This window comes from Legionella waltersii, assembly GCF_001468085.1.
Lineage (GTDB): Bacteria > Pseudomonadota > Gammaproteobacteria > Legionellales > Legionellaceae > Legionella > Legionella waltersii.
Window position 1 is genome coordinate 1 of sequence record NZ_LNZB01000007.1, and the last position, 19,186, is coordinate 19,186.

Consider the following 19,186-nt stretch of genomic DNA (forward strand, 5'->3'; position numbering starts at 1 on the left):
GACTAATTCCCCTGACTAATTCCCCTGACTAATTCCCCTGACTAATTCCCCTGACTAATTCCCCTGACTAATTCCCCTGACTAATTCCTGACTAATTCTAACCGAGCTGTAACCGTAAGGGGGCGGACGAATCTATATCGCCAAAAATCAATCAACAGCAACTTCAGCCTTCTTCTCAGCTTGGTTCACTTCAGGTTTATTAAATACTTTCAGCAAATCACTACTCAACTCTCTGAGCTCTCCACTCAAAATAGTTAAAGCAGCGTCTTGTCTTTGGTATTCTTCATCAAGTTCTCTTATTTCATTGAGCTCATCCACAAGATAATCCAAACATTTCAAACGTTTAAAAGTAAAATCTTGCGTTAAGGTAAATTGAATTCTTTCTTTCCATATGAGAGAAATTTCTGCAGTTGCCATACCTTGAGCTAATAGGGTTAATATTTCATCAGCGGGTAACTCATACCCTTTGCAATGAACACGTTTCTTTTCATCATCTAGAGAAAAAAGCAAACAATCCGATGCTAACTGGAGGTCTTGGGGGAGTGTTTCAGGAGATTGAATCCACTGTGCGAAGGATAAAGCAAGATTTTCAGTGAGGGCGATGGGTTCTATTTGAATACCTGACACGGATTTTCTTAAAAAAGAAGTGAGCTGAGCTGCTTGGTTGGTGCTTGATGTATTGATCACTAAGCGCCCACTTACCGTATCTAAAAGAGCCTGTTGTCTTTTCTGTACACAGAATGATTTGGGCAATAATTCGAACTCAAGATCTTCTGCCATTTGTGCTTTTTCAGCACGCTTTATTTTGCGTCCTTGTTGATCTTCAATCTGTTGAACTCTCTCTTTAAGGAGTTTGTTAATAACACCCCTAGGCAAAATACGCTCTTCTTTACCAAGGCAAATCAATGAAGAACCAGCAACCTCATGGACCATTTCTGCTTCAAACGCGGGAACCCATCCATAAATAAAGCGGGCATGAGGAGGGCAAGGTTTTAAAGCTTCCTCGATAAGGGCAGTATTTAAATCATATTGTTTATCGAGAGTGTAATTGAAAATAATCGCATTATTAAACCACATGACAAGTCCTTTAAATAAAATTTGAATACTAGCATGGAAACAGTTTATGTTCGATGAAAAAGACAGCTTACAACATGCAATACGTTCCTATTGCAATTGTTCTGTTATACGGTAGTTTAAAGAATTCAATGTTTAAATTGGCAGAGTAATTACGCATTAAAAAGGCAAACAATCTCTCTTGCCAGTAAAATGCTAAGGATTTCTTTTCTTTTGAGGCCATTACATTAGGTATTTCAACCATAAAGGTAGCGGTCTCTACATTAAGTTTAAAAGGCAGTATGTTTTTGTTGCATGCTTTTTCTAAGCTTCTAGGAATTGAGATCGTTTCCATAAATCCATAATGGATGGTTAATTTGCAGACACGTTCGTCCAGGCATACTACTTCATAGCGTTGGCTATAATGAACGTAGGGAATGTTCTCAACCATATAATTCACTATGAGAACGTTTTCAGGCACAGAACGGCTGAGCTTTAGAAAATGAAGAAAGCTCCCGCCACTTTTATCGTAAATATCGGTAATAAAAATTGCCGTTACTCCAGGCAATTGGTTAAGGCTTTTATACTGTAGCTGCTTTAATATCTTTGAAATATCTTCCTTATTCATGTAAAAATTATTGCGCAAGTATTCCAGTCCATACTTCCAGGTATACATGATAAACGCGATGAATAAAGCTAAAGAGACAGGAACCCAGCCTCCAGTTAAGAACTTATGCGCGTTAGCCCCTACAAATGCTAAATCAATTCCAAGCAATAGAACAAAGATGATGCTTGTTTTGAGCTTAGACCAGCCCCAAATTGACACAGCGGCATAGGCAACCATCGCATCGACTAGGAGCATGTCAAGATTTACCGCTATTCCATAGGCATGAGCCAAATTATCAGAGGTTTTAAACGATAGGGCAAAAAGCAAGGTACCAATAAATAAAATGAAATTAATTTGTGGTACGTAGATTTGCCCAGAATAAAACCTTGATGTTTGTACGATTGGTATTCTGGGTGACAAGCTAAGAAGTACAGCCTGTTTTGTCAGAGAAAATGTGGCAGAAATGACTGCTTGAGACGCGATAACAGTTGCTATCGTTGCTAAAAAAATAAGTGGTATATAAAACCATGGCGGAGCAAGCATGTAAAAGGGATTCTCAATCGCTTCAGGATGTGCTAACAAATTAGCCCCTTGACCAAAGTAATTCAGTAATAGACAAGGTAAAACCACTACAAACCAGCAAGCTCGTATTGGTGTTTTGCCAAAATGGCCAATATCAGCAAAAAGGGCTTCACCGCCAGTAATAACTAAGAAAATACCCCCTAAAAGAAGATAAGCGTGCCATCCTTCATGAACTAAAAAACTGATCGCATGTGTGGGAAATACAGCCTCCAACACCATAGGCTCTTCAATAATTTGTACCAAACCCAAAACAGCAATGGTTATAAACCAAATAAAAATCAACGGGCCAAAAAGATAGCCAATTCGAGAAGTTCCTTTTGCTTGAAGCAAAAAGAGCAGCACCAAAATGACACAGGAAATGGGTAATATATAAGAGGTCAGTTTATCCGAAAGGGTACTCATGCCTTCGACCGCACTAATTACGGAAATTGCAGGAGTAAGCATTCCATCGCCAAGCAATAATCCAGCACCGAATATGGCTAGAATGTAAAATATTGGTTCATATTTCGTGCTTTTATGTTTCATTAATGCCAATAAAGCTAAAATACCACCTTCACCTTCATTGTCTGCTCTAAAAATAATCATTAAATACTTAAACGAAATATTGATAATCAAGGACCAAAAGATGAGAGAAAGTACTCCTAGTACGTTAAACTGATTGATGGGTATTCCAGATAAGGTCACCTTTAAGGCATAGAGAGGGCTAGTTCCAATGTCACCAAATACGACTCCTAAGGCCCCAACTGCAAGGCCAAAGGAAAATTTATGTTTGATTTCTTCGGAGTAGCGCATAGAGGATTACCAAAAAGCATTCAGTGCAAGCATATAAGTCATAAAATGCGAAGTATTCACCCCTTTTACAGGGAACCAAACTCCTCCGATAAGCCCTATATTTTCGTTAAAATTGTATTCAATTGCAGGAGCTAAGGCATTCTCACGGAAAGAGCCACTTCCGATATTCGCTATAGGAGGGCTACCTACGCTGCTAATGTTTAAAATACCGTTGAAACGAGTCGATGTACCCGTTGAAAGATAGCCTTCCATAACAGCCACCCAATTCTGAGTAAGTGTAAATTCAAATGCCAAGTCAATGTCATTCTCTATACCAGGTTTAACTGTGCCATGAGTATTTATGGTTCCACCATAGCTACTTAAACCATCGACTTTGACATTGCTTGAGTAAATTCGAGAGGCGATTAAACGAGTCCTTAAGTAATGATCTTTGAAAACCTCTAGTAAATACTGCAAATTCAGTCCGATCTGTGTTTGATAGCTTCCGAGACCTGTAGCATCCGTTCCAAAGAGAGCTGGATTAAGATGATCATAGCGGCCAGTAGGGAATGTTTCTTGAATGAGTAGGCGAACATCCATGCGTTTTGGATCACCTTTTTGCTCAAAAAATTGAAGTCCAATGGCCGTAGAAACGTCTGTTAAGCGGTTGTAGTTAACTCCTCGTGTAGAGTTAAAAGCATAGGGTACGGTCATTTGAACATCTAGAAAGTCAGTAAAACCATGGCTAAGGATTGGGTTGGCAACAAAGGTTCTAAAAAGTGGAGTCCGTACGACTTGTCCTGAACTATTGTATTGGCCATTAGTGAACACATTAATGGCATAAAATTCAAAATTTGTATGCCCAGCAGGTATTGTATGTCCAGCTGGTGCTAACAATGGACCAGTAAACCAGGGGCCAGCTATACTTGCTTTAACAATGAATAGCCCAATAAATATGACCAGTGATTTTGTAAATTGCTGCATAATTGTCCTTATTTCCATTGCGGGTATATCTGTTGATAGTGTAGATTAACTGACTTTTATGTTTTGGGAAATAGTAATGAAAGCAAAAGTAATTTTAAATGAGGGAAGACAAAGTACTGTATTGAAAGGCCATCCCTGGATATTTCCTAAAGCAATCGCCAAATCTATTGGACAACCTAAAACGGGTGAGTTAATAGAGATAGCAGATGCTCAAGGAGAGAGTTTAGGAGTTGGTGTGTATAATGAGCATTCACTGTATAGGATCCGTGTTCTTGCTTTATCGATGGAGGAAATGGATAAAACGAACATGAAGTCGGTGGTTAAACATCGATTAATACAAGCCAACTTGGTTAGAACCAGTCTTAACCTACCCAATGAACAAACCAATGCCTATCGTTTGTTTAATAGTGAAGCAGATGGTTTGTCCGGATTAACCATAGACCGTTTTAATCACTTTTGTGTAGTAGCTAGTTCGGCTTTTTGGGTTGAGTTAAACCGTGCCTCTATTACACAAATTATACAAGAACTGTATCCACAAGATGAAGTTATCTGGCTATCACAAACGAAACCTCTTGCACAAGATGGTTGGACTGAAACTCAAAAGCAAAGTATTTCAAAAACCACTCAAGTGGTGGAAGAGGGCGTTACATTTTGTATTGATTTCAGCAGCACTCAAAAAACAGGCTTATTCTTAGACCAAAGAGAAAATCATCGGCGTATTGCTGAGCTGTCTAAGGGGAAACGAGTGCTCGATTTATACACTTTTACGGGTGGTTTTGCCTTACATGCGGCTAAGGCTGGGGCAATTCACGTGACTGCAATTGATAGTTCAGCGCAAGCTATTCTACAAGCTAAAACAAACGCTCAAGCCAATGAAATCAATCAAATTGAATTTATTGAGGCAGATGCGAGAGATTATCTATCTCACTCTGGAAACTATGACTTGGTCATACTGGATCCTCCAAAATTAGTCCCTTCCCAGAGACATTTGCAAAAGGCTAAAAATTATTATCGCTTCTTGCATAAGGAAACCTTAAAACACATGAAACCGGGGTCTTTATTGATGACATGTAATTGCTCCTCCGCACTTTCAACACAAGAGTTTTGCTCGTTGGTAAGTTCTCAGGCAATGTCCGTTGGAAAACAAGTGAGAATCCTTGGTGTCTATGGTCCATCAAGATGCCATCCAACTTTAGCAGCATTCCCTGAAGGTAATTATCTGACAGCGGTGTTATTAGCCGTGCTTTAAAGGTAAAAATCGTCTATGATTTATTAACGAAAACCTTCAAAGATTAAAAATTATGATGAAAAATTGGCTAAGAGGGATAGTAACCAGTTTAATTATAGCAGGAGCGATTATGGATCCTTTATCAGCTTATGCAGGGAAAGGAAGAGGGGATATTCATGTTACCTATTTTGGAAAGTCAGTTGATGACTTAATCATAGAATACATGGAAAGAAATAATGTGCCAGGGATGCTATTAGCGATTGTGCAAGCGCCTTATATCACCAGAGTGGTAGGCTATGGATTAGCAGATACTGATAAAAAGCTATTGGTTTCAACTCGTACTGTATTTAACCTAGGTCAGTTAACGACTGCTTATACTGCTGTTGCTATAATGCAGTTAAAGGAAGAAGGTAAGCTCAACTTAGACGATCCTATCAATACCTTTTTAGACAAGGTTCCATCAGCTTGGAAACCCATCACCATACGTAATTTGCTAACGCAGACTTCGGGAATAGCTGATTACACAACGATAAGCCAATTTGAGTTTACTAAAAAATATCAACCCGATGAAATTATTCAATTGATTGCTGACAAACCATTACTATTCAATCCAGGCAGCCAAATGCAAAGCAGTGGGACTAACTTCTATTTGTTAGGACTGATTATCGAAAAAGCGAGCGGGATGAGTTATCAAAGCTACGTCACTCAAAATCAGATTGTTCGTCTTGGATTGCAACATACCTATTTTATTGCAAACAGTAACTCCATTCCTAATGAAGTGAACCAAACAACGACTCCTTTTAAACACAGTAAATTTCTTGATAATCCAGTTATGATTGATCCAGTCGAGTTGGCTCAAGGTTATGAGCAAAATGGAGACTCTCTAACAGCCTCACCATCAGCATCTTGGGATGCAACCTATGCAAACAGTGGGATAATTGCTTCTGCTGAGGATGTTAGCCTATGGGACATTGGCTTAGCCGGTAATATTCTTGTCAAAGACCCGCAAGACAGAGCCTTTCTTTACAGCTCAGTTCTTATGAACGGTCTAACAATACCAGGCAATGCGGGTTGGAGGTTCCCTGGCCATAAAGGCTTAATGGAAATAAAAGGCAACATTCCAGGATATTCATCGTTTTTAAGTCGATTCACCGATCCAAATGAATTGCTCTGCGTTACCTTATTAGCAAATAAAGGTAATTTACCCGATTTAGATATTTTAGGTCGTAAAATCGCTGCTGCTTTTGATAATAAACTTGGCGCTCCAGCTGGTGCCTCTTGGTCGGAAACAATTCAAAGTCCTTATTCAGTCCAAGAAACTATCCAACGAGTCATGACCATTATCAAGAAGAATGGTGGGACGATTTTTGCTCATATTAATCATTCGGAGGAAGCTAAGAAAGCGAACCAAGTACTCCTTGACACAGAAGTCATTATTGTAGGAAATCCAGCTAAAGGAACGGTTTTAATGCAAAAAAATCCTGCCTTTGCATTGGATTTACCCTTACGCATTATGGCTACAAAAGACGCTCAAGGCCAAGTTTGGTTAAGCTTTACAGACCCGGTTAAGCTTGGAAAAGAGTATGATTTAAATGCAGCCGATGTTCCTGCTCTGGGACAAATTTCTCAAGGAATGAAGAAAGTATGTGAAGCAGCTGTATCTTCACAAACTCAATTTTGATTGATATTTGATTAATTTGAGTTATTTTGGTAACATTAGCCTTTGTTCTGAATAGATTCAATAGCCCTCCATGACTTGGTTTAAGGGTGGGGGGCAAGATAGAGAAATCAATTGAAAATAAAGTCCGCTCTCATTTTTATTTTACTCGCATTCTTTTCAAGCCAATTTTATGCACAACCCATTTCTTTAAGAGAAAAGATTGGTCAAATGATTATTATTGGGTTTCATGGCAAGCAAGTCGATAAAGACTCCCCTATAGCTCAATCAATCACCAAAGACAACATTGGGGGAGTTATCCTCTTTGACTACAATCAACAATCTCAAACTTTTGATAAGAATATTGAAAGCCCTGAACAAGTAAAACAATTGAATACAAGTTTGCAACAACTTAACAGTCAAGCAAACAAACAACATCATCGAATTGATCTTCCTTTGTTGATTTCAGTGGATTACGAGGGAGGGAATGTCAATCGTCTGCATTCTCGTTATGGTTTCCCAGAAGTTCCTTCAGCAAAAAAAATTGGAACCATGGGGTTCGACAAAGCTGATTATTTTGCCGAACTAATGACAAGAACTCTACATACTTCTGAGTTTAACTTAAACTTTTTCCCTGATGTGGATCTTAATGTAAACCCAGAGAACCCGATCATTGGTAAAAAGGAAAGGAGCTTTTCAATTGTCCCGGAGCTTGTTACTCAATATGCTCAGATCTACTCTGATCACTTCTTAGAGCAACATATACAATGTTCATACAAACATTTTCCAGGTCATGGTAGTTCGTATTCTGATTCACACTTAGGGTTTGTTGATGTCACTGATACTTGGGGCGAACAAGAGTTATTACCCTTTTTACACTCGTTATCACAGATTAAACATTGTGGAATGGTAATGATTGCTCATATTGTTAATCGAAAGTTAGATGCCACTGGAGTACCAGCGAGTCTTTCTTATCCCATGATAAACGGTTTGCTAAGAAATCAGCTAAAATTTGATGGGGTAGTCGTTACTGATGACATGCAAATGAAAGCCATCACAAACTATTATGGGGAAGAAACAGCAATAGCAATGGCAATTAATGCGGGTGCAGACATGTTGATCTTTGGAAATCAACTGGTTGAGAAATTTGAAAGTTCCGATGAAATTATTCGGATCATCGAGCAGAAAGTCCGAACGGGCGAAATTCCAGAACAACGAATCGAAGAAGCCTATCAACGGATTGTCCAATTTAAAAAGTCCATCAGGACTGACGAAAAACCCTGATCCCTATAGGATATTATTGGCTATTGAACCGCTTGATTTTAGAAAAGGTATCGACGGCTTAAAAGCCTTGGGCAAGCTAAAGTCAAGCTCACAGGGAACGGTATCCTCTAGGGTCAAAACCAATTGCACGTAATTCACCATTGATCACCCCAGTAAGTAACGAGCTCTGGGTTTTGCTCCAACACCCATAGTGATCAAATCATACACGCCTCAATCACCTCCCGCTTAATCGGAGCCGCGCGCGTCAGCAAGCGGAATTTTTTAAAACCGGACATACTAAAAACCCCAAGGTCGAGGAAAAAGACATTTTTAATGAGGGAGTTTAGATGGACTAAATGACTGAATTAAAAATGTCTTTTAACAAAGAGATTGGGTTTTTTCGTAAGTCCTGTAAAAATGTTCCTCCGTTTAAGGCAATATCACCTGATATAGATTATGGATTAGGAGGTAAACCTTGTTGGTGCAATATGAATGACAAGGATATTTAGTCTTCAAACTGACTTCCAACTTGCTGTGGAACTAATTTTTAATCAACATGAGGAAGAGCTAAATAAGAAATCCACAGCTTAGCTCAGTACAAAACTCATTGCATAAGCTCCTGTATGACGGTCTAATAGATTTTGACATCCCTGTTAATTTCATTATCTCTTAACTGGGGTGTCAAAATCTATTAGACGTCACTGTTGAGCGGCTCTGTATTCAGTACTAACCTTTTCTAGGTATGAACGCTTCGGTCTCTTTCTTTCAAACAAAGAAGGATCTCGTAAAAGCTGATTTCACAAGCTTTTAATAGAACCAGTAAATGAAAAACTAAATCAGCGCATTCATTAATGAGGGCTTCTTTGTTTCTATCCACTGCTTCAATGACCACCTCTGTTGCCTCTTCTCCTAGCTTTTGAGCACAACAATTGACTCCTGATTGAATGAGTTGAGCGGTATAACTTGATGGGTCTTGCTTTTCTGCGCGATCGTTAATGATTTGCACTAGTTCTTCAATAAATCCCATGGGAGATGTGTATTCAGGTTGATAGCAGGTGTTAAATCCTAAGTGACAAGTTGGTCCTTTGGGAATGACTTGAATAAGGAGACTGTCATTGTCACAATCGGCATCGATTTGTTGAACTGACATGGTATTTCCTGAAGTCTCTCCTTTACGCCATAAACGTTGTCTGCTTCGACTAAACAGGGTCAATTGCCCAGTCGTAACGGTGGCAATTAGTGCCTCTTGATTCATATAGCCTAACATTAATACTTTTCCACTCTCAGCATGCTGTACAACTGCGGGAAGAAGACCCTGCATTTTTTGCCAATCGAGGGTGTTAATTTCCAAATCATTCATAGTCTCACCTCAATTTTTTCCTTTTTTAATGCCTGTTTTACTTCAGCGATAGTCAGGAGATGGTCATGAAACACACTTGCGGCTAATGCGCCACTTACTTCTGCCCTCATGAAGACATCAACAAAGTCAGCAAGTTTTCCTGCACCTCCGGATGCAATGAGAGGAACTTGGCATATGGATCTGATGGTCAACAACTGTTGAATATCGTACCCACTTCTGACTCCGTCTGATTGCATGCAATTAAGCACAACTTCTCCTGCACCACGATCCTGCACTTCGCTAATCCAGTCACTTGTTTTTCGTAAAGTATTTTTTGTCTTGTTTACATTACCAGTGTACTGATAGACATAGTAATCATCATTTATCCATTGGCTGTCAACACCTATCACAATACATTGTGCTCCAAACTCATGGCTTAATTCATTAATTAAGCGGGGATTCTCTATTGCGGGACTATTAATTGATACTTTATCTGCACCAGCATGCAAGACCGATTTTGCCTGCAAAAGAGTTCTTATTCCTCCAGCCACAGTAAAAGGAATATTAATCTTGGATGCAATTTTTTGAACCCATGCTGGAGAAACTGATCGATCTTCGCTGCTGGCTGAAATGTCATAAAACACCAATTCATCAGCACCCGCTCTGGAATAAAAATCAGCCATTGGTAGGATATCTCCTAGGATTCGGTGGTCACGAAACTTCACTCCTTTTACAACTTGATTATTTAATACATCCAGACAAGGAATAATTCGTTTGGTTAACATAGCAATAACTCCTCCAGAATGCTCTTGTCCTGATACAATGCTAACCCTAAAATCGCAGCTGAAATGCCCATGGACTTTAGTTGATGAATATCCTGTTTATCGCGAATTCCACCAGAGGCTTGCCATTCTATATTAGGAAATCGCTCAAGTGCTTGCTGATATAATCCAAGATTAGGTCCAGACATCATTCCATCACAAGCTATGTCAGTACATAAAATTTGTGTAATTCCATAAGATTGATAATGGTCCACAGTCTGCCATAAAGACATTTTACTGTTGTCTTGCCAACCATGAGTAGCCACAAAAGGGGTATTGCCTTCAACACGAACATCCAAGGCAAGAACTATTTTATCTGCGGATAATTCGTTAATCATTTGTACGGTCAATTCAGGTTCAGTAATTGCAAGACTGCCAATGACTAAATAGTCAATTCCTGCTTCAAGACAAAGCTTTGCAGTGTGTAGACTGCGAATTCCTCCTCCTGCTTGAATTGGAATGGATGCTTGTTGCATGGTTTTAATTAAATTGAATTGTTGCATTTGACCTGTCCGAGCTCCATCCAAGTCAACGATGTGCATGCGGCCTGCCTTGGCATTTGCAAAAGAAAAGGCCCTTTCTACAGGGTCATCATTAAATTCAGTAACTTGATCAAATTTCCCTTGTTTTAATCGAACACAACGTCCGGATTGTAAATCAATGGCTGGAATAATTAACATACGTACTCCATTTCTAAAAAATTCTTCAAAAGAGTTAGGCCAGTTTCTGCAGACTTTTCTGGATGAAATTGCATTCCAAAAAAATTATCTTTGTTGACTATCGCCGTGAACTCTTCGGTGTACTGACATCGAGCTACTGCATATTCACTATTTTTCATAGCATAACTGTGTACGAAATAGACGTATTCCTCTGGTGATAGATCAGAAGCTAAAACCGATTTTTTAGTCCAAAGCAGTTTGTTCCAACCCATATGTGGGACTGGGTTTTGTTTGTTTGGACTTAGTTTTGTAGCAGTCCCAGGAATTAATCCTAAACAGTCTACATTTTCTTCTTCGCTGTGCTTAAGCAGTAATTGCATACCTAGGCAAATGCCAAGGACCGGCTGCTTAAGAGAGCGAATAAGGTCTACTAAGCCGTAATTGTTTAGAGCATTCATCCCCGATAACGCAGTGCCTACACCAGGAAGAATGACCGATCTAGCATTTTGGATTTGATCACTATCATGAGTTAGCTGGTAACTGTATCCTAAACGAGCGATGGCATTGCTCAGCGATGTTAAATTATTGCCAGTGATATCAATGATTGCAATCATAAAGCCCCCTTGGTTGAAGGAATACCGGTGCTTGTCTTTGCACAGGCTTGCCTTAATGATCTGCCTAGGGCCTTAAAGCAGCCTTCAATCATGTGATGGTGATTGGTTCCAGTTACTTTGACATGGATAGTAGCAGCTAGGGAGTTCGCAAAAGAGCTAAAAAAATGTGGAATCATTTCCGTAGCAAGGTTACCCACAAATTCACGCGAGAAGGGGGCTTCAAAATGACAAAAGCTTCGTCCACACACGTCAATTGCAATAGAGGCTAAAGCGTCATCCATGGGTAGGGTAAATCCATAGCGATTAATTCCCCATTTATCCCCTAAAGCCTTTTTCAATGCTTCTCCAAGGCAAATGGCAATGTCTTCAACCAAATGATGATCGTCCACTTGCAAATCCCCTTGGGCATTTAATTGCAAACTAAATCCCCCATGCTTTGCTACTTGCTCAAGCATATGACTAAAAAAGGGTATAGGTGTATTTATCAAGCTGAGTTCATCGCTGTCTAAGGTTAAGGAAATACGAATATCCGTTTCCTTTGTTTTTCGATGAATAGAAGCTTGTCTCGATTGACTTAAAATGGCCTTTTCAACGTCATACCAATTGTGTTTAGGTGAAATTGGAAGAAAGGGTACTCCTATATTTGTCGCTAACTCTCTATCGGTGTCTCTGTCTCCAATCACCCAGCTTGACTGTTTGTCAATCAGAGTATTCATTAGGAATTGATTTAATAAGCCTGTTTTGGGCTTTCTGCACTCACAATTGTCTTCTGGCATGTGAGGACATATAAAAATATCGGCAAACTTGATGCCTTGAGATAAAAATAAATCCAAAATAAAGTCATGACATATTGCAAAATCTTCCTCTGGAAATGTCCGAGTTCCAATTCCATTTTGGTTAGATACCATAATGAAGATAAAACCGGCTTCTTGTAATTTAAGCAGAGATGGAATGACTCCTCTGGTTAACTTAATTTTATCCAATGAATCCACTTGATAATCAAAAGGTTCTTCCACTAATGTCCCATCACGGTCAATAAATAAGATTTTTTTCATGGTTTTTCCTGAGACTGCTGATTAAACAGAGCTATAGAGTCAATGAGTTGTTTATTTTGTTCGTCACTTCCTACAGTAATTCTTAAATGGTCATGTAGAACTGAAGTGGGGGAAAATGTTCGAACACTGATACTTCTTTCATCTAAGAACTGAGCAAGCTCATAAGCAAAATCACTTTGAACAAGGATGAAATTCGTTTCACTGGGATAAACCTTTTTAATGCAAATTATCTGTTTCAATTGTTCAATTAAGTAAGTACGGGACGGAATCAATTGCGTTAAAACCTTGTTTACCCAATCGCTTTGTTCGATGGCTTTTGAGGATAATGCTAGGCTTGGACTTGAGTGAATATAGGGTGGAATCACTCTGTTTATCGCTTCAATAACGTGCTCTTGTGCAATAATTGCTCCAAGACGTAAACCCGCAAGACCGTGTGCTTTGGATAAAGTTCTTAAGAGAATTAAATTTTCAAATTGAGAAAGTAAACATAGAGCGCTTTTGTCTTGAGCAAACTCAATATAGGCTTCGTCAACGACTACGACGGATTGATTGGAGTAAGTTTTACAGGTAAGGGCTATTAGGTCTAAATCCACTGAATTTGCGGTTGGATTATTCGGATTACAGAACATGATAATTTTGCAGTTGGATTGCCAGTATTGTTTTAGGCGCTCAAACGAAATGGAAAAATCATCGCTTACTGCTAGTGGACAATCAATCAACTCTCCTTGTTGCAGGCGAACATAATAGGAGTACATGGAAAAAGTAGGTGAGAATTGCATTAAAGCATCTTTTCTCGCAGTTAAAAATATCCTAGTAAGATAATCAATGGCATCATCACCACCCCTGGTAATAGTGAGCTGATTGCTATTGATTTGATAACACCGTGCTAATTGATCTTTCAGTTTTAACTCCAAATTCGTATCTGGATAGTGATTGAGTTGTATTTGATCCATTGAAATAGGAGTCCAAGGCAACTCGTTTGCATGCAATCGATGCAATGCTTGTTCTCCACTCAAAGCGTAACTTGGGCAATTTAATAATTCAGGTCGAATCAAATTAAGTACAGTCATCCATTCCTCCTATTGAGTAAGTCTGATGGAGATGGAATTGGCATGAGCATCTAAGCCCTCCAATTCAGCAAGGGTCAAAGCGTAAGGCCCCAATTGCTGGACTCCTTCTCTGAATACCTCCTGTACTGTAAAGCGAGTCATGAAATCCATGGTGTTCAAACCATTATGATTTCTAGCAAATCCATTGGTTGGCAAAACATGATTGCTTCCAGTGATGTAATCTCCCATTGCTTCAGCAGACCATGGGCCCAGAAAGATTGTCCCAACCGCTGTTATTTTATTGACCCAGATCTCTGCATCCTTGCGATTAATAATGAGGTGTTCAGGAGCGTAGTCATTGATAACCTTAATTTGCTCTTGTGGATCAGTGCATACTAGTATCCGGCTGTCTCTTAGGGATTGTTTGATAAATTGAGACCTATGTAATGGAATCAGTTGTTCATTGATTTGTTGATTCACTTGTTCTGCAAGTAATCTTGTTTCACACAGCAAAATGACTTGAGAGTCAGGGCCATGTTCAGCTTGAGCCAATAAGTCAGCAGCAATAAAGGCAGGATTTGCCTCTGAATCAGCAAAAATCATTAGTTCGGAGGGACCTGCAGGCATATCTATCGCAGCTCCTTCGGGATCCCTACTAACAATTGATTTTGCTTCAGTGACATAGGCATTTCCAGGCCCAAATATTTTATCCACTTTAATCACGGTGTCCGTGCCATAAGCCATTGCTGCAATTGCTTGGGCCCCGCCTATGGAGTAAATGGTTTCAATTCCACACAATCTAGCCGTTACAAGTAAAATGGGATCAATTTCTCCAGAGGAATTTGGTGGTGTACAAAGTACTTTAATGGGGCAACCGGCTATACGGGCAGGGATTGCCTGCATTAGAATAGAAGATACGAGTGGCGTATTATTCCCACCGGGGATATACAGTCCAATTTTTTGAATGGGTCTGTACTCAGTTCTTATATGAATACCTCTATATGTGCACACAGAGCTGGGCTCAGGAACCATTGATTGGTGGTAAATACTAATCGTTTCTATTGCTTTATTGATTGCATCCAATGACTTTTGGTTAGTGCGTGCATTTTGTAAGTGTTCATCAGGGACTTTAAGGCTAGAGAGCTGAACTTTATCTAGATCTCTCGTTAAGTCATACAGTGCCTGGTCACCCTGTTGTTGTACCTGATGTATCGTTTTCTGCACCAAGTGAGTGACAGATCCTTTTTGTCGGTTTCTTTTAAGACAGTTCATTTGTTCTGTTGTAGACAGAGCACTCCAATTTATGATTGCTAACATAATGCTTACTCCAACATCTTCTCGATAGGTAAAACCAAAATTGAACTGGCACCTAGGCTTTGTATCGTTTCTAGGGTATTCCAAAATACTCTCTCTGTAGAAACAACATGCACAGCTACTTTATCTAAATTTCCCGGAAGGGGAAGAATGGTAGGAGATTCTGCTCCTGGCAAATTCATGGCTATAGTCTGTAGCGCTGATTTTGGTGCATGAAAAACAATGTATTTTCGTTCTTGGGCTTGTTGCACTGCTTGAATTCTTCGAGCAAGCATGGAAAATAATTCTTCTTTGTTGGAACTAATAGGAGTTTGGGTTTTAATAAACACAGCTTGGCTTATAAGAACGGTATCCACCTCAATCAGCTTATTTTCTTCAAGAGTTTGTCCAGTCGAAATCAAATCACAGATGGCATCAGCCATTCCCATTCTAGGGGCTACTTCTACTGAACCTGATAGAGTTAAAATTTCTGCAGTAATCCGTCGATCTTGCAAATATCGATTGAGGAGATTGGGATAGCTTGTGGCAATGCGTTTTCCATCAAGGCTTCCTGGTCCTAAAAAATTAAATGCTTCTGGAATAGCGATGGATAATCGACAAGTGCAACTTCCTAATGACAATAAATAAGAATAACTGTTGTTATTAGAGCGCATAGCTGACTCTAATAAAACATTTTCACCAACAATCCCTCCATCGCATAATTGGTCAAATACTAGAGTTGGAATGTCATCATCACGTACGAACAATAAATCAATTGGAAAATTTTCAACATGAGTGAGAAGGGCATTAGGTTTGACCCGAAATTGTAAACCACAGCGATTTAAAAGCTTTAAGGATTCATCGGCTAATCGACCTTTTTTTTGTAATGCTAAACGTAAACGACTATTCACAACTTCTCCAATCTATCGGCTATTAAGCGATAACCTCCTGTTCCAAAACTTAAGCATCGTGCTACACGGGTAATGGTTGTTACACTCACCCCAGTTTGTTCATGAATTGTTCTATAGGGCATTCCTTGTCTAAGCAATGGAATGACTTGCCAACGATCTGCCATCGATTCCAATTCAGCAGGAGTGCATAAATCCAAGAAAAACTGCATGGCCTCCTCAGGAGTATTAATCAAACTAATGGCATGCATTAACTCAGGTAACGCAGAACTCTTGAAAGATCCATGTATTTTCATAATAATGTATTAGCGCGTTATAACAATAAACTTAATGATAATGATTATCTTTAGCATTGTCAACAACTTAGTGAAAATTTAATTTAATTCTGATAAAGTATTACTTGCTTTTGCTACTGATAAGTTTTAGGAAATAACAATGAAAACAATCACCAAAGACATAGTCATTACCGTTATGGTTAAACTGGTATTGCTTTTTTTACTTTGGTATTTCTGCGTTAGGGAAATGCATCCCGAGTTATCCAGTAGTAAAGAATGGTTCTTAGGAAAAAATGAACCAGCCGAATTAAACTCCATTAATAAGAGGTAGTTTTATGATTCCAGCAGCAGAAGTTGTTGATTTATCAAGATTACAATTTGCATTAACTGCACTGTATCACTTTTTATTTGTTCCTTTAACTTTAGGTTTCTCGGTTATGTTGGCCATTATGGAAACGGTTTATGTCATGACAGGAAAGGACATATGGCGACAGATGGTTAAATATTGGGGAGTATTATTTGGTATTAACTTTGTACTCGGGGTCGCGACTGGCCTGACCATGGAATTCCAGTTTGGCACGAACTGGGCCTATTACTCGCATTATGTGGGAGACGTTTTTGGAGCCCCTTTGGCGATCGAAGGCTTAATGGCATTTTTTCTTGAGGCTACCTTTGTAGGCTTGTTTTTCTTTGGCTGGAACAAATTATCTAAGCTGCAGCATCTGACCTGTACCTGGTTATTGGCATTAGGAACGAATCTGTCTGCTTTGTGGATTTTAATTGCCAATGGTTGGATGCAAAATCCGGTTGGCGCTTATTTTGATTATCAAACTATGCGAATGGAGGTTAGCAGTTTTTACGACATGCTATTTAATCCCGTTGCTCAAGCTAAATTTGTACACACCATCAGTGCAGGTTATGTAACTGGTGCAATGTTTGTCTTATCAATTAGCGCGTATTTCCTTTTAAGAGGTAGAAATCTTCCCTTTGCAAAACGTTCAATGACTGTCGCAGTCTCCTTCGGTTTAGCTTCCGCTTTATCGGTTGTGGTGCTCGGAGATGAAAGTGGGTATGTTGCAAATGAAAACCAAAAGATGAAGATAGCTGCAATGGAAGCCATGTGGACGACTGAAAAAGCCCCAGCCAGCATGACTGTTTTTGGCATTCCAGATGAAAAAAATCAAACCACAAAGTATGCCGTTGATATTCCTTACGTGTTAGGGATCATTGCAACTCGTTCTTTCAACACTCCATTAAGTGGTATAAGTGAGCTTATTGAAGAAGGTAAAGGACGCATTAAAGATGGAATAATTGCTTATGACGCGCTAAAAATATTACAAAAAGATCCTAAAAATGAAAATGCCAAGGAGACCTTGGAGAAACACCAAAATAATCTTGGTTATGCGTTGCTCTTAAAAAAATACACAGAAAATGTAACTGATGCTACTGAAGATCAGATTAATAGTGCGGCACAAGATTTAAAACCTAAAGTATTACCCATGTTCTTTTCATTCAGAATTATGGTGGCATGTGGTCTTTATTTTATTCTGCTGTTTGCAACTGGTTTTTATTTATCCGTTAGGCATAAATTGGAAAAAACCAAGTGGTATCATCGAATTGCATTTTACTCGTTACCACTGCCTTGGCTAGCTGCTGAATTGGGATGGGTAGTAGCAGAGTATGGTCGTCAACCTTGGGTCGTTGAGGGCATTTTACCTACCTTTATGGGGGCTTCTGCACTAACACCAGGACAAGTGATGACGTCCATTGCTGGTTTTGTCTTATTTTATTCCGTTCTAGCCATCGTTGAGTTGTACCTAATGGTGAAGTACATTCGTCTTGGCCCAGATGGCCTGAATCATAAATACTAGGAGAATCAAATGCCTTTAGACTATGAAACACTGAGAGTAATTTGGTGGCTATTAATAGGCGTATTATTGATTGGCTTTGCCGTTATGGATGGTTTCGATCTTGGAGTTGCCATGTGGCTGCCCTGGTTAGGAAAGAATGATCTTGAAAGGAGAGTGATGATCAATAGCATTGGCCCTACTTGGGAGGGCAATCAAGTTTGGTTTATTTTAGGTGGGGGTGCAATATTTGCAGCCTGGCCTACTCTCTATGCATTGTCGTTTTCAGGATTCTATTTGGCAATGCTGGTCGTTTTGTTAGCTCTTATTTTGCGACCTGTTGGTTTTAAATACCGGTCAAAATTAGACAATAAATTATGGCGAAGTATGTGGGATTGGGCTTTATTTATTGGTGGATTTGTCCCCGCCTTAATCTTTGGTGTAGCCGTGGGCAATGTTATTCAAGGTGTGCCTTTCCATTTTGATGACAGTTTAAGAGTATTTTACACGGGTGGTTTTTTTGAATTATTAAATCCGTTTGCTTTAACATGTGGTGTATTGTCTGTATTGATGTTAGCGATGCATGGTGCATTTTTTCTGCAAGTTAAAACTGAGGGTGTTTTGCAAGAAAGGGCTTTGAATTGTGCAAGATTTAGCGCTTTACTAGTCATGCTTTTGTTTGTGGGGCTTGGTTTCTGGACTTATTATGGAGTTAATGGCTATGTGCTTCAAAGTATAGTTCCTCATGATGGCCCATCAAATCCTACTTATAAGGAGGCATTGATTCAAGCTGGAGCATGGTTTAATAATTATCATGATTTTCCAATCAGTATGGCAGTACCAATTGTGTCATTGGTAGCCTCATTCCTAGCCATTGTTTTGGCAAGGAAGGCAGTAGTCGCTTTTATTTTTAGTGGGTTAAGCGTAAGCACAGTGATTGCAACGGTTGGGGTTAGTATGTTTCCTTTTATATTACCTTCCTCCACAAACCCAAAATTTAGCTTAATAGTGTGGGATAGCTCGTCTAGTCATGTCACTCTATTTATCATGCTTGTAGCAACAGTAATCTTTTTACCCATCGTTTTGGCTTATACAGCCTGGGTTTATCGAGTTTTGAGAGGCAAAGTAACTGAGAAGACTGTGAAAGCAGAGTTAGATACAGCGTATTAGGAGGTGAAACC

At 39.3% G+C, this 19,186-nt stretch carries 18 protein-coding genes; 6 read left to right on the forward strand and 12 right to left on the reverse strand.

The window, feature by feature from the left end:
* Positions 1-147: 147 nt before the first annotated feature.
* The 3 genes from Lwal_RS02095 to Lwal_RS02105 all read right to left on the reverse strand — a co-directional run bounded on the left by Lwal_RS02095 (position 148) and on the right by Lwal_RS02105 (position 3,997).
* Positions 148-1,077: a recombination-associated protein RdgC gene (locus tag Lwal_RS02095; protein WP_058479282.1), complete on the reverse strand. Its 930-nt coding sequence runs from the start codon at positions 1,075-1,077 to the stop codon at positions 148-150.
* A 67-nt stretch (positions 1,078-1,144) separates the two neighbouring features.
* On the reverse strand, positions 1,145-3,034 hold the full coding sequence (locus Lwal_RS02100) for a potassium transporter Kup (protein ID WP_058479283.1): 1,890 nt from the start codon (positions 3,032-3,034) through the stop codon (positions 1,145-1,147).
* Positions 3,035-3,040: 6 nt separating this feature from the next.
* Complete coding sequence (locus Lwal_RS02105) at positions 3,041-3,997, reverse strand: hypothetical protein (RefSeq protein WP_058479284.1); 957 nt, start codon at positions 3,995-3,997, stop codon at positions 3,041-3,043.
* Between the two features lie 76 nt (positions 3,998-4,073).
* On the opposite strand from Lwal_RS02105, the gene Lwal_RS02110 reads away from it, so the two are divergent.
* From Lwal_RS02110 to Lwal_RS02120, 3 genes are all read left to right on the forward strand, one after another.
* Positions 4,074-5,246: a class I SAM-dependent rRNA methyltransferase gene (locus tag Lwal_RS02110; RefSeq protein WP_058479285.1), complete on the forward strand. Its 1,173-nt coding sequence runs from the start codon at positions 4,074-4,076 to the stop codon at positions 5,244-5,246.
* 52 nt (positions 5,247-5,298) lie between these two features.
* Positions 5,299-6,906, forward strand: coding sequence for a serine hydrolase (locus Lwal_RS02115; protein ID WP_083500012.1), 1,608 nt, complete (start codon positions 5,299-5,301; stop codon positions 6,904-6,906).
* Positions 6,907-7,017: 111 nt separating this feature from the next.
* The gene (locus tag Lwal_RS02120; protein WP_058479286.1) at positions 7,018-8,166 is read left to right on the forward strand and encodes a glycoside hydrolase family 3 protein; all 1,149 of its coding nucleotides are present in this window, start codon (positions 7,018-7,020) and stop codon (positions 8,164-8,166) included.
* Positions 8,167-8,881: 715 nt separating this feature from the next.
* Here Lwal_RS02120 and hisIE read toward each other — a convergent pair.
* From hisIE to Lwal_RS02165, 9 genes are read right to left on the reverse strand one after another with little or no spacing between them, the layout of a single operon-like run.
* Positions 8,882-9,505, reverse strand: a complete 624-nt coding sequence (hisIE, locus tag Lwal_RS02125; protein WP_058479287.1) for a bifunctional phosphoribosyl-AMP cyclohydrolase/phosphoribosyl-ATP diphosphatase HisIE — start codon at positions 9,503-9,505, stop codon at positions 8,882-8,884.
* Positions 9,502-10,269, reverse strand: a complete 768-nt coding sequence (gene hisF, locus Lwal_RS02130; RefSeq protein WP_058479288.1) for an imidazole glycerol phosphate synthase subunit HisF — start codon at positions 10,267-10,269, stop codon at positions 9,502-9,504. The genes hisIE and hisF overlap by 4 nt, the downstream gene beginning before the upstream one ends.
* Positions 10,263-10,985, reverse strand: coding sequence for a 1-(5-phosphoribosyl)-5-[(5-phosphoribosylamino)methylideneamino]imidazole-4-carboxamide isomerase (gene hisA / locus Lwal_RS02135; RefSeq protein ID WP_058479289.1), 723 nt, complete (start codon positions 10,983-10,985; stop codon positions 10,263-10,265). The genes hisF and hisA overlap by 7 nt, the downstream gene beginning before the upstream one ends.
* Complete coding sequence (gene hisH, locus Lwal_RS02140) at positions 10,979-11,578, reverse strand: imidazole glycerol phosphate synthase subunit HisH (protein WP_058479290.1); 600 nt, start codon at positions 11,576-11,578, stop codon at positions 10,979-10,981. The genes hisA and hisH overlap by 7 nt, the downstream gene beginning before the upstream one ends.
* Positions 11,575-12,633: a bifunctional histidinol-phosphatase/imidazoleglycerol-phosphate dehydratase HisB gene (gene hisB / locus Lwal_RS02145; RefSeq protein ID WP_058479291.1), complete on the reverse strand. Its 1,059-nt coding sequence runs from the start codon at positions 12,631-12,633 to the stop codon at positions 11,575-11,577. The genes hisH and hisB overlap by 4 nt, the downstream gene beginning before the upstream one ends.
* Entirely contained in the window at positions 12,630-13,703 is a 1,074-nt protein-coding gene (gene hisC / locus Lwal_RS02150; RefSeq protein WP_058479292.1) for a histidinol-phosphate transaminase, read from the reverse strand. The genes hisB and hisC overlap by 4 nt, the downstream gene beginning before the upstream one ends.
* 9 nt (positions 13,704-13,712) lie before the next feature.
* Positions 13,713-14,999: a histidinol dehydrogenase gene (gene hisD / locus Lwal_RS02155; RefSeq protein WP_058479293.1), complete on the reverse strand. Its 1,287-nt coding sequence runs from the start codon at positions 14,997-14,999 to the stop codon at positions 13,713-13,715.
* Positions 15,000-15,004: 5 nt separating this feature from the next.
* Complete coding sequence (gene hisG, locus Lwal_RS02160; RefSeq protein ID WP_058479294.1) at positions 15,005-15,886, reverse strand: ATP phosphoribosyltransferase; 882 nt, start codon at positions 15,884-15,886, stop codon at positions 15,005-15,007.
* Entirely contained in the window at positions 15,883-16,179 is a 297-nt protein-coding gene (locus tag Lwal_RS02165; protein ID WP_058479295.1) for a YerC/YecD family TrpR-related protein, read from the reverse strand. Before Lwal_RS02165 ends, hisG begins: the two co-directional genes overlap by 4 nt.
* Before the next feature lie 139 nt (positions 16,180-16,318).
* Here Lwal_RS02165 and cydP point away from each other — a divergent pair, with 139 nt between their 5' ends.
* The 3 genes from cydP to cydB are packed head-to-tail and all read left to right on the forward strand — an operon-like array spanning position 16,319 to position 19,175.
* Positions 16,319-16,489, forward strand: coding sequence for a cytochrome oxidase putative small subunit CydP (gene cydP / locus Lwal_RS17590; RefSeq protein WP_165481838.1), 171 nt, complete (start codon positions 16,319-16,321; stop codon positions 16,487-16,489).
* Positions 16,490-16,493: 4 nt separating this feature from the next.
* Positions 16,494-18,029: a cytochrome ubiquinol oxidase subunit I gene (locus Lwal_RS02170; protein WP_058479296.1), complete on the forward strand. Its 1,536-nt coding sequence runs from the start codon at positions 16,494-16,496 to the stop codon at positions 18,027-18,029.
* A 9-nt stretch (positions 18,030-18,038) separates the two neighbouring features.
* Complete coding sequence (gene cydB / locus Lwal_RS02175; RefSeq protein WP_058479297.1) at positions 18,039-19,175, forward strand: cytochrome d ubiquinol oxidase subunit II; 1,137 nt, start codon at positions 18,039-18,041, stop codon at positions 19,173-19,175.
* The last annotated feature ends 11 nt before the right edge of the window (positions 19,176-19,186 follow it).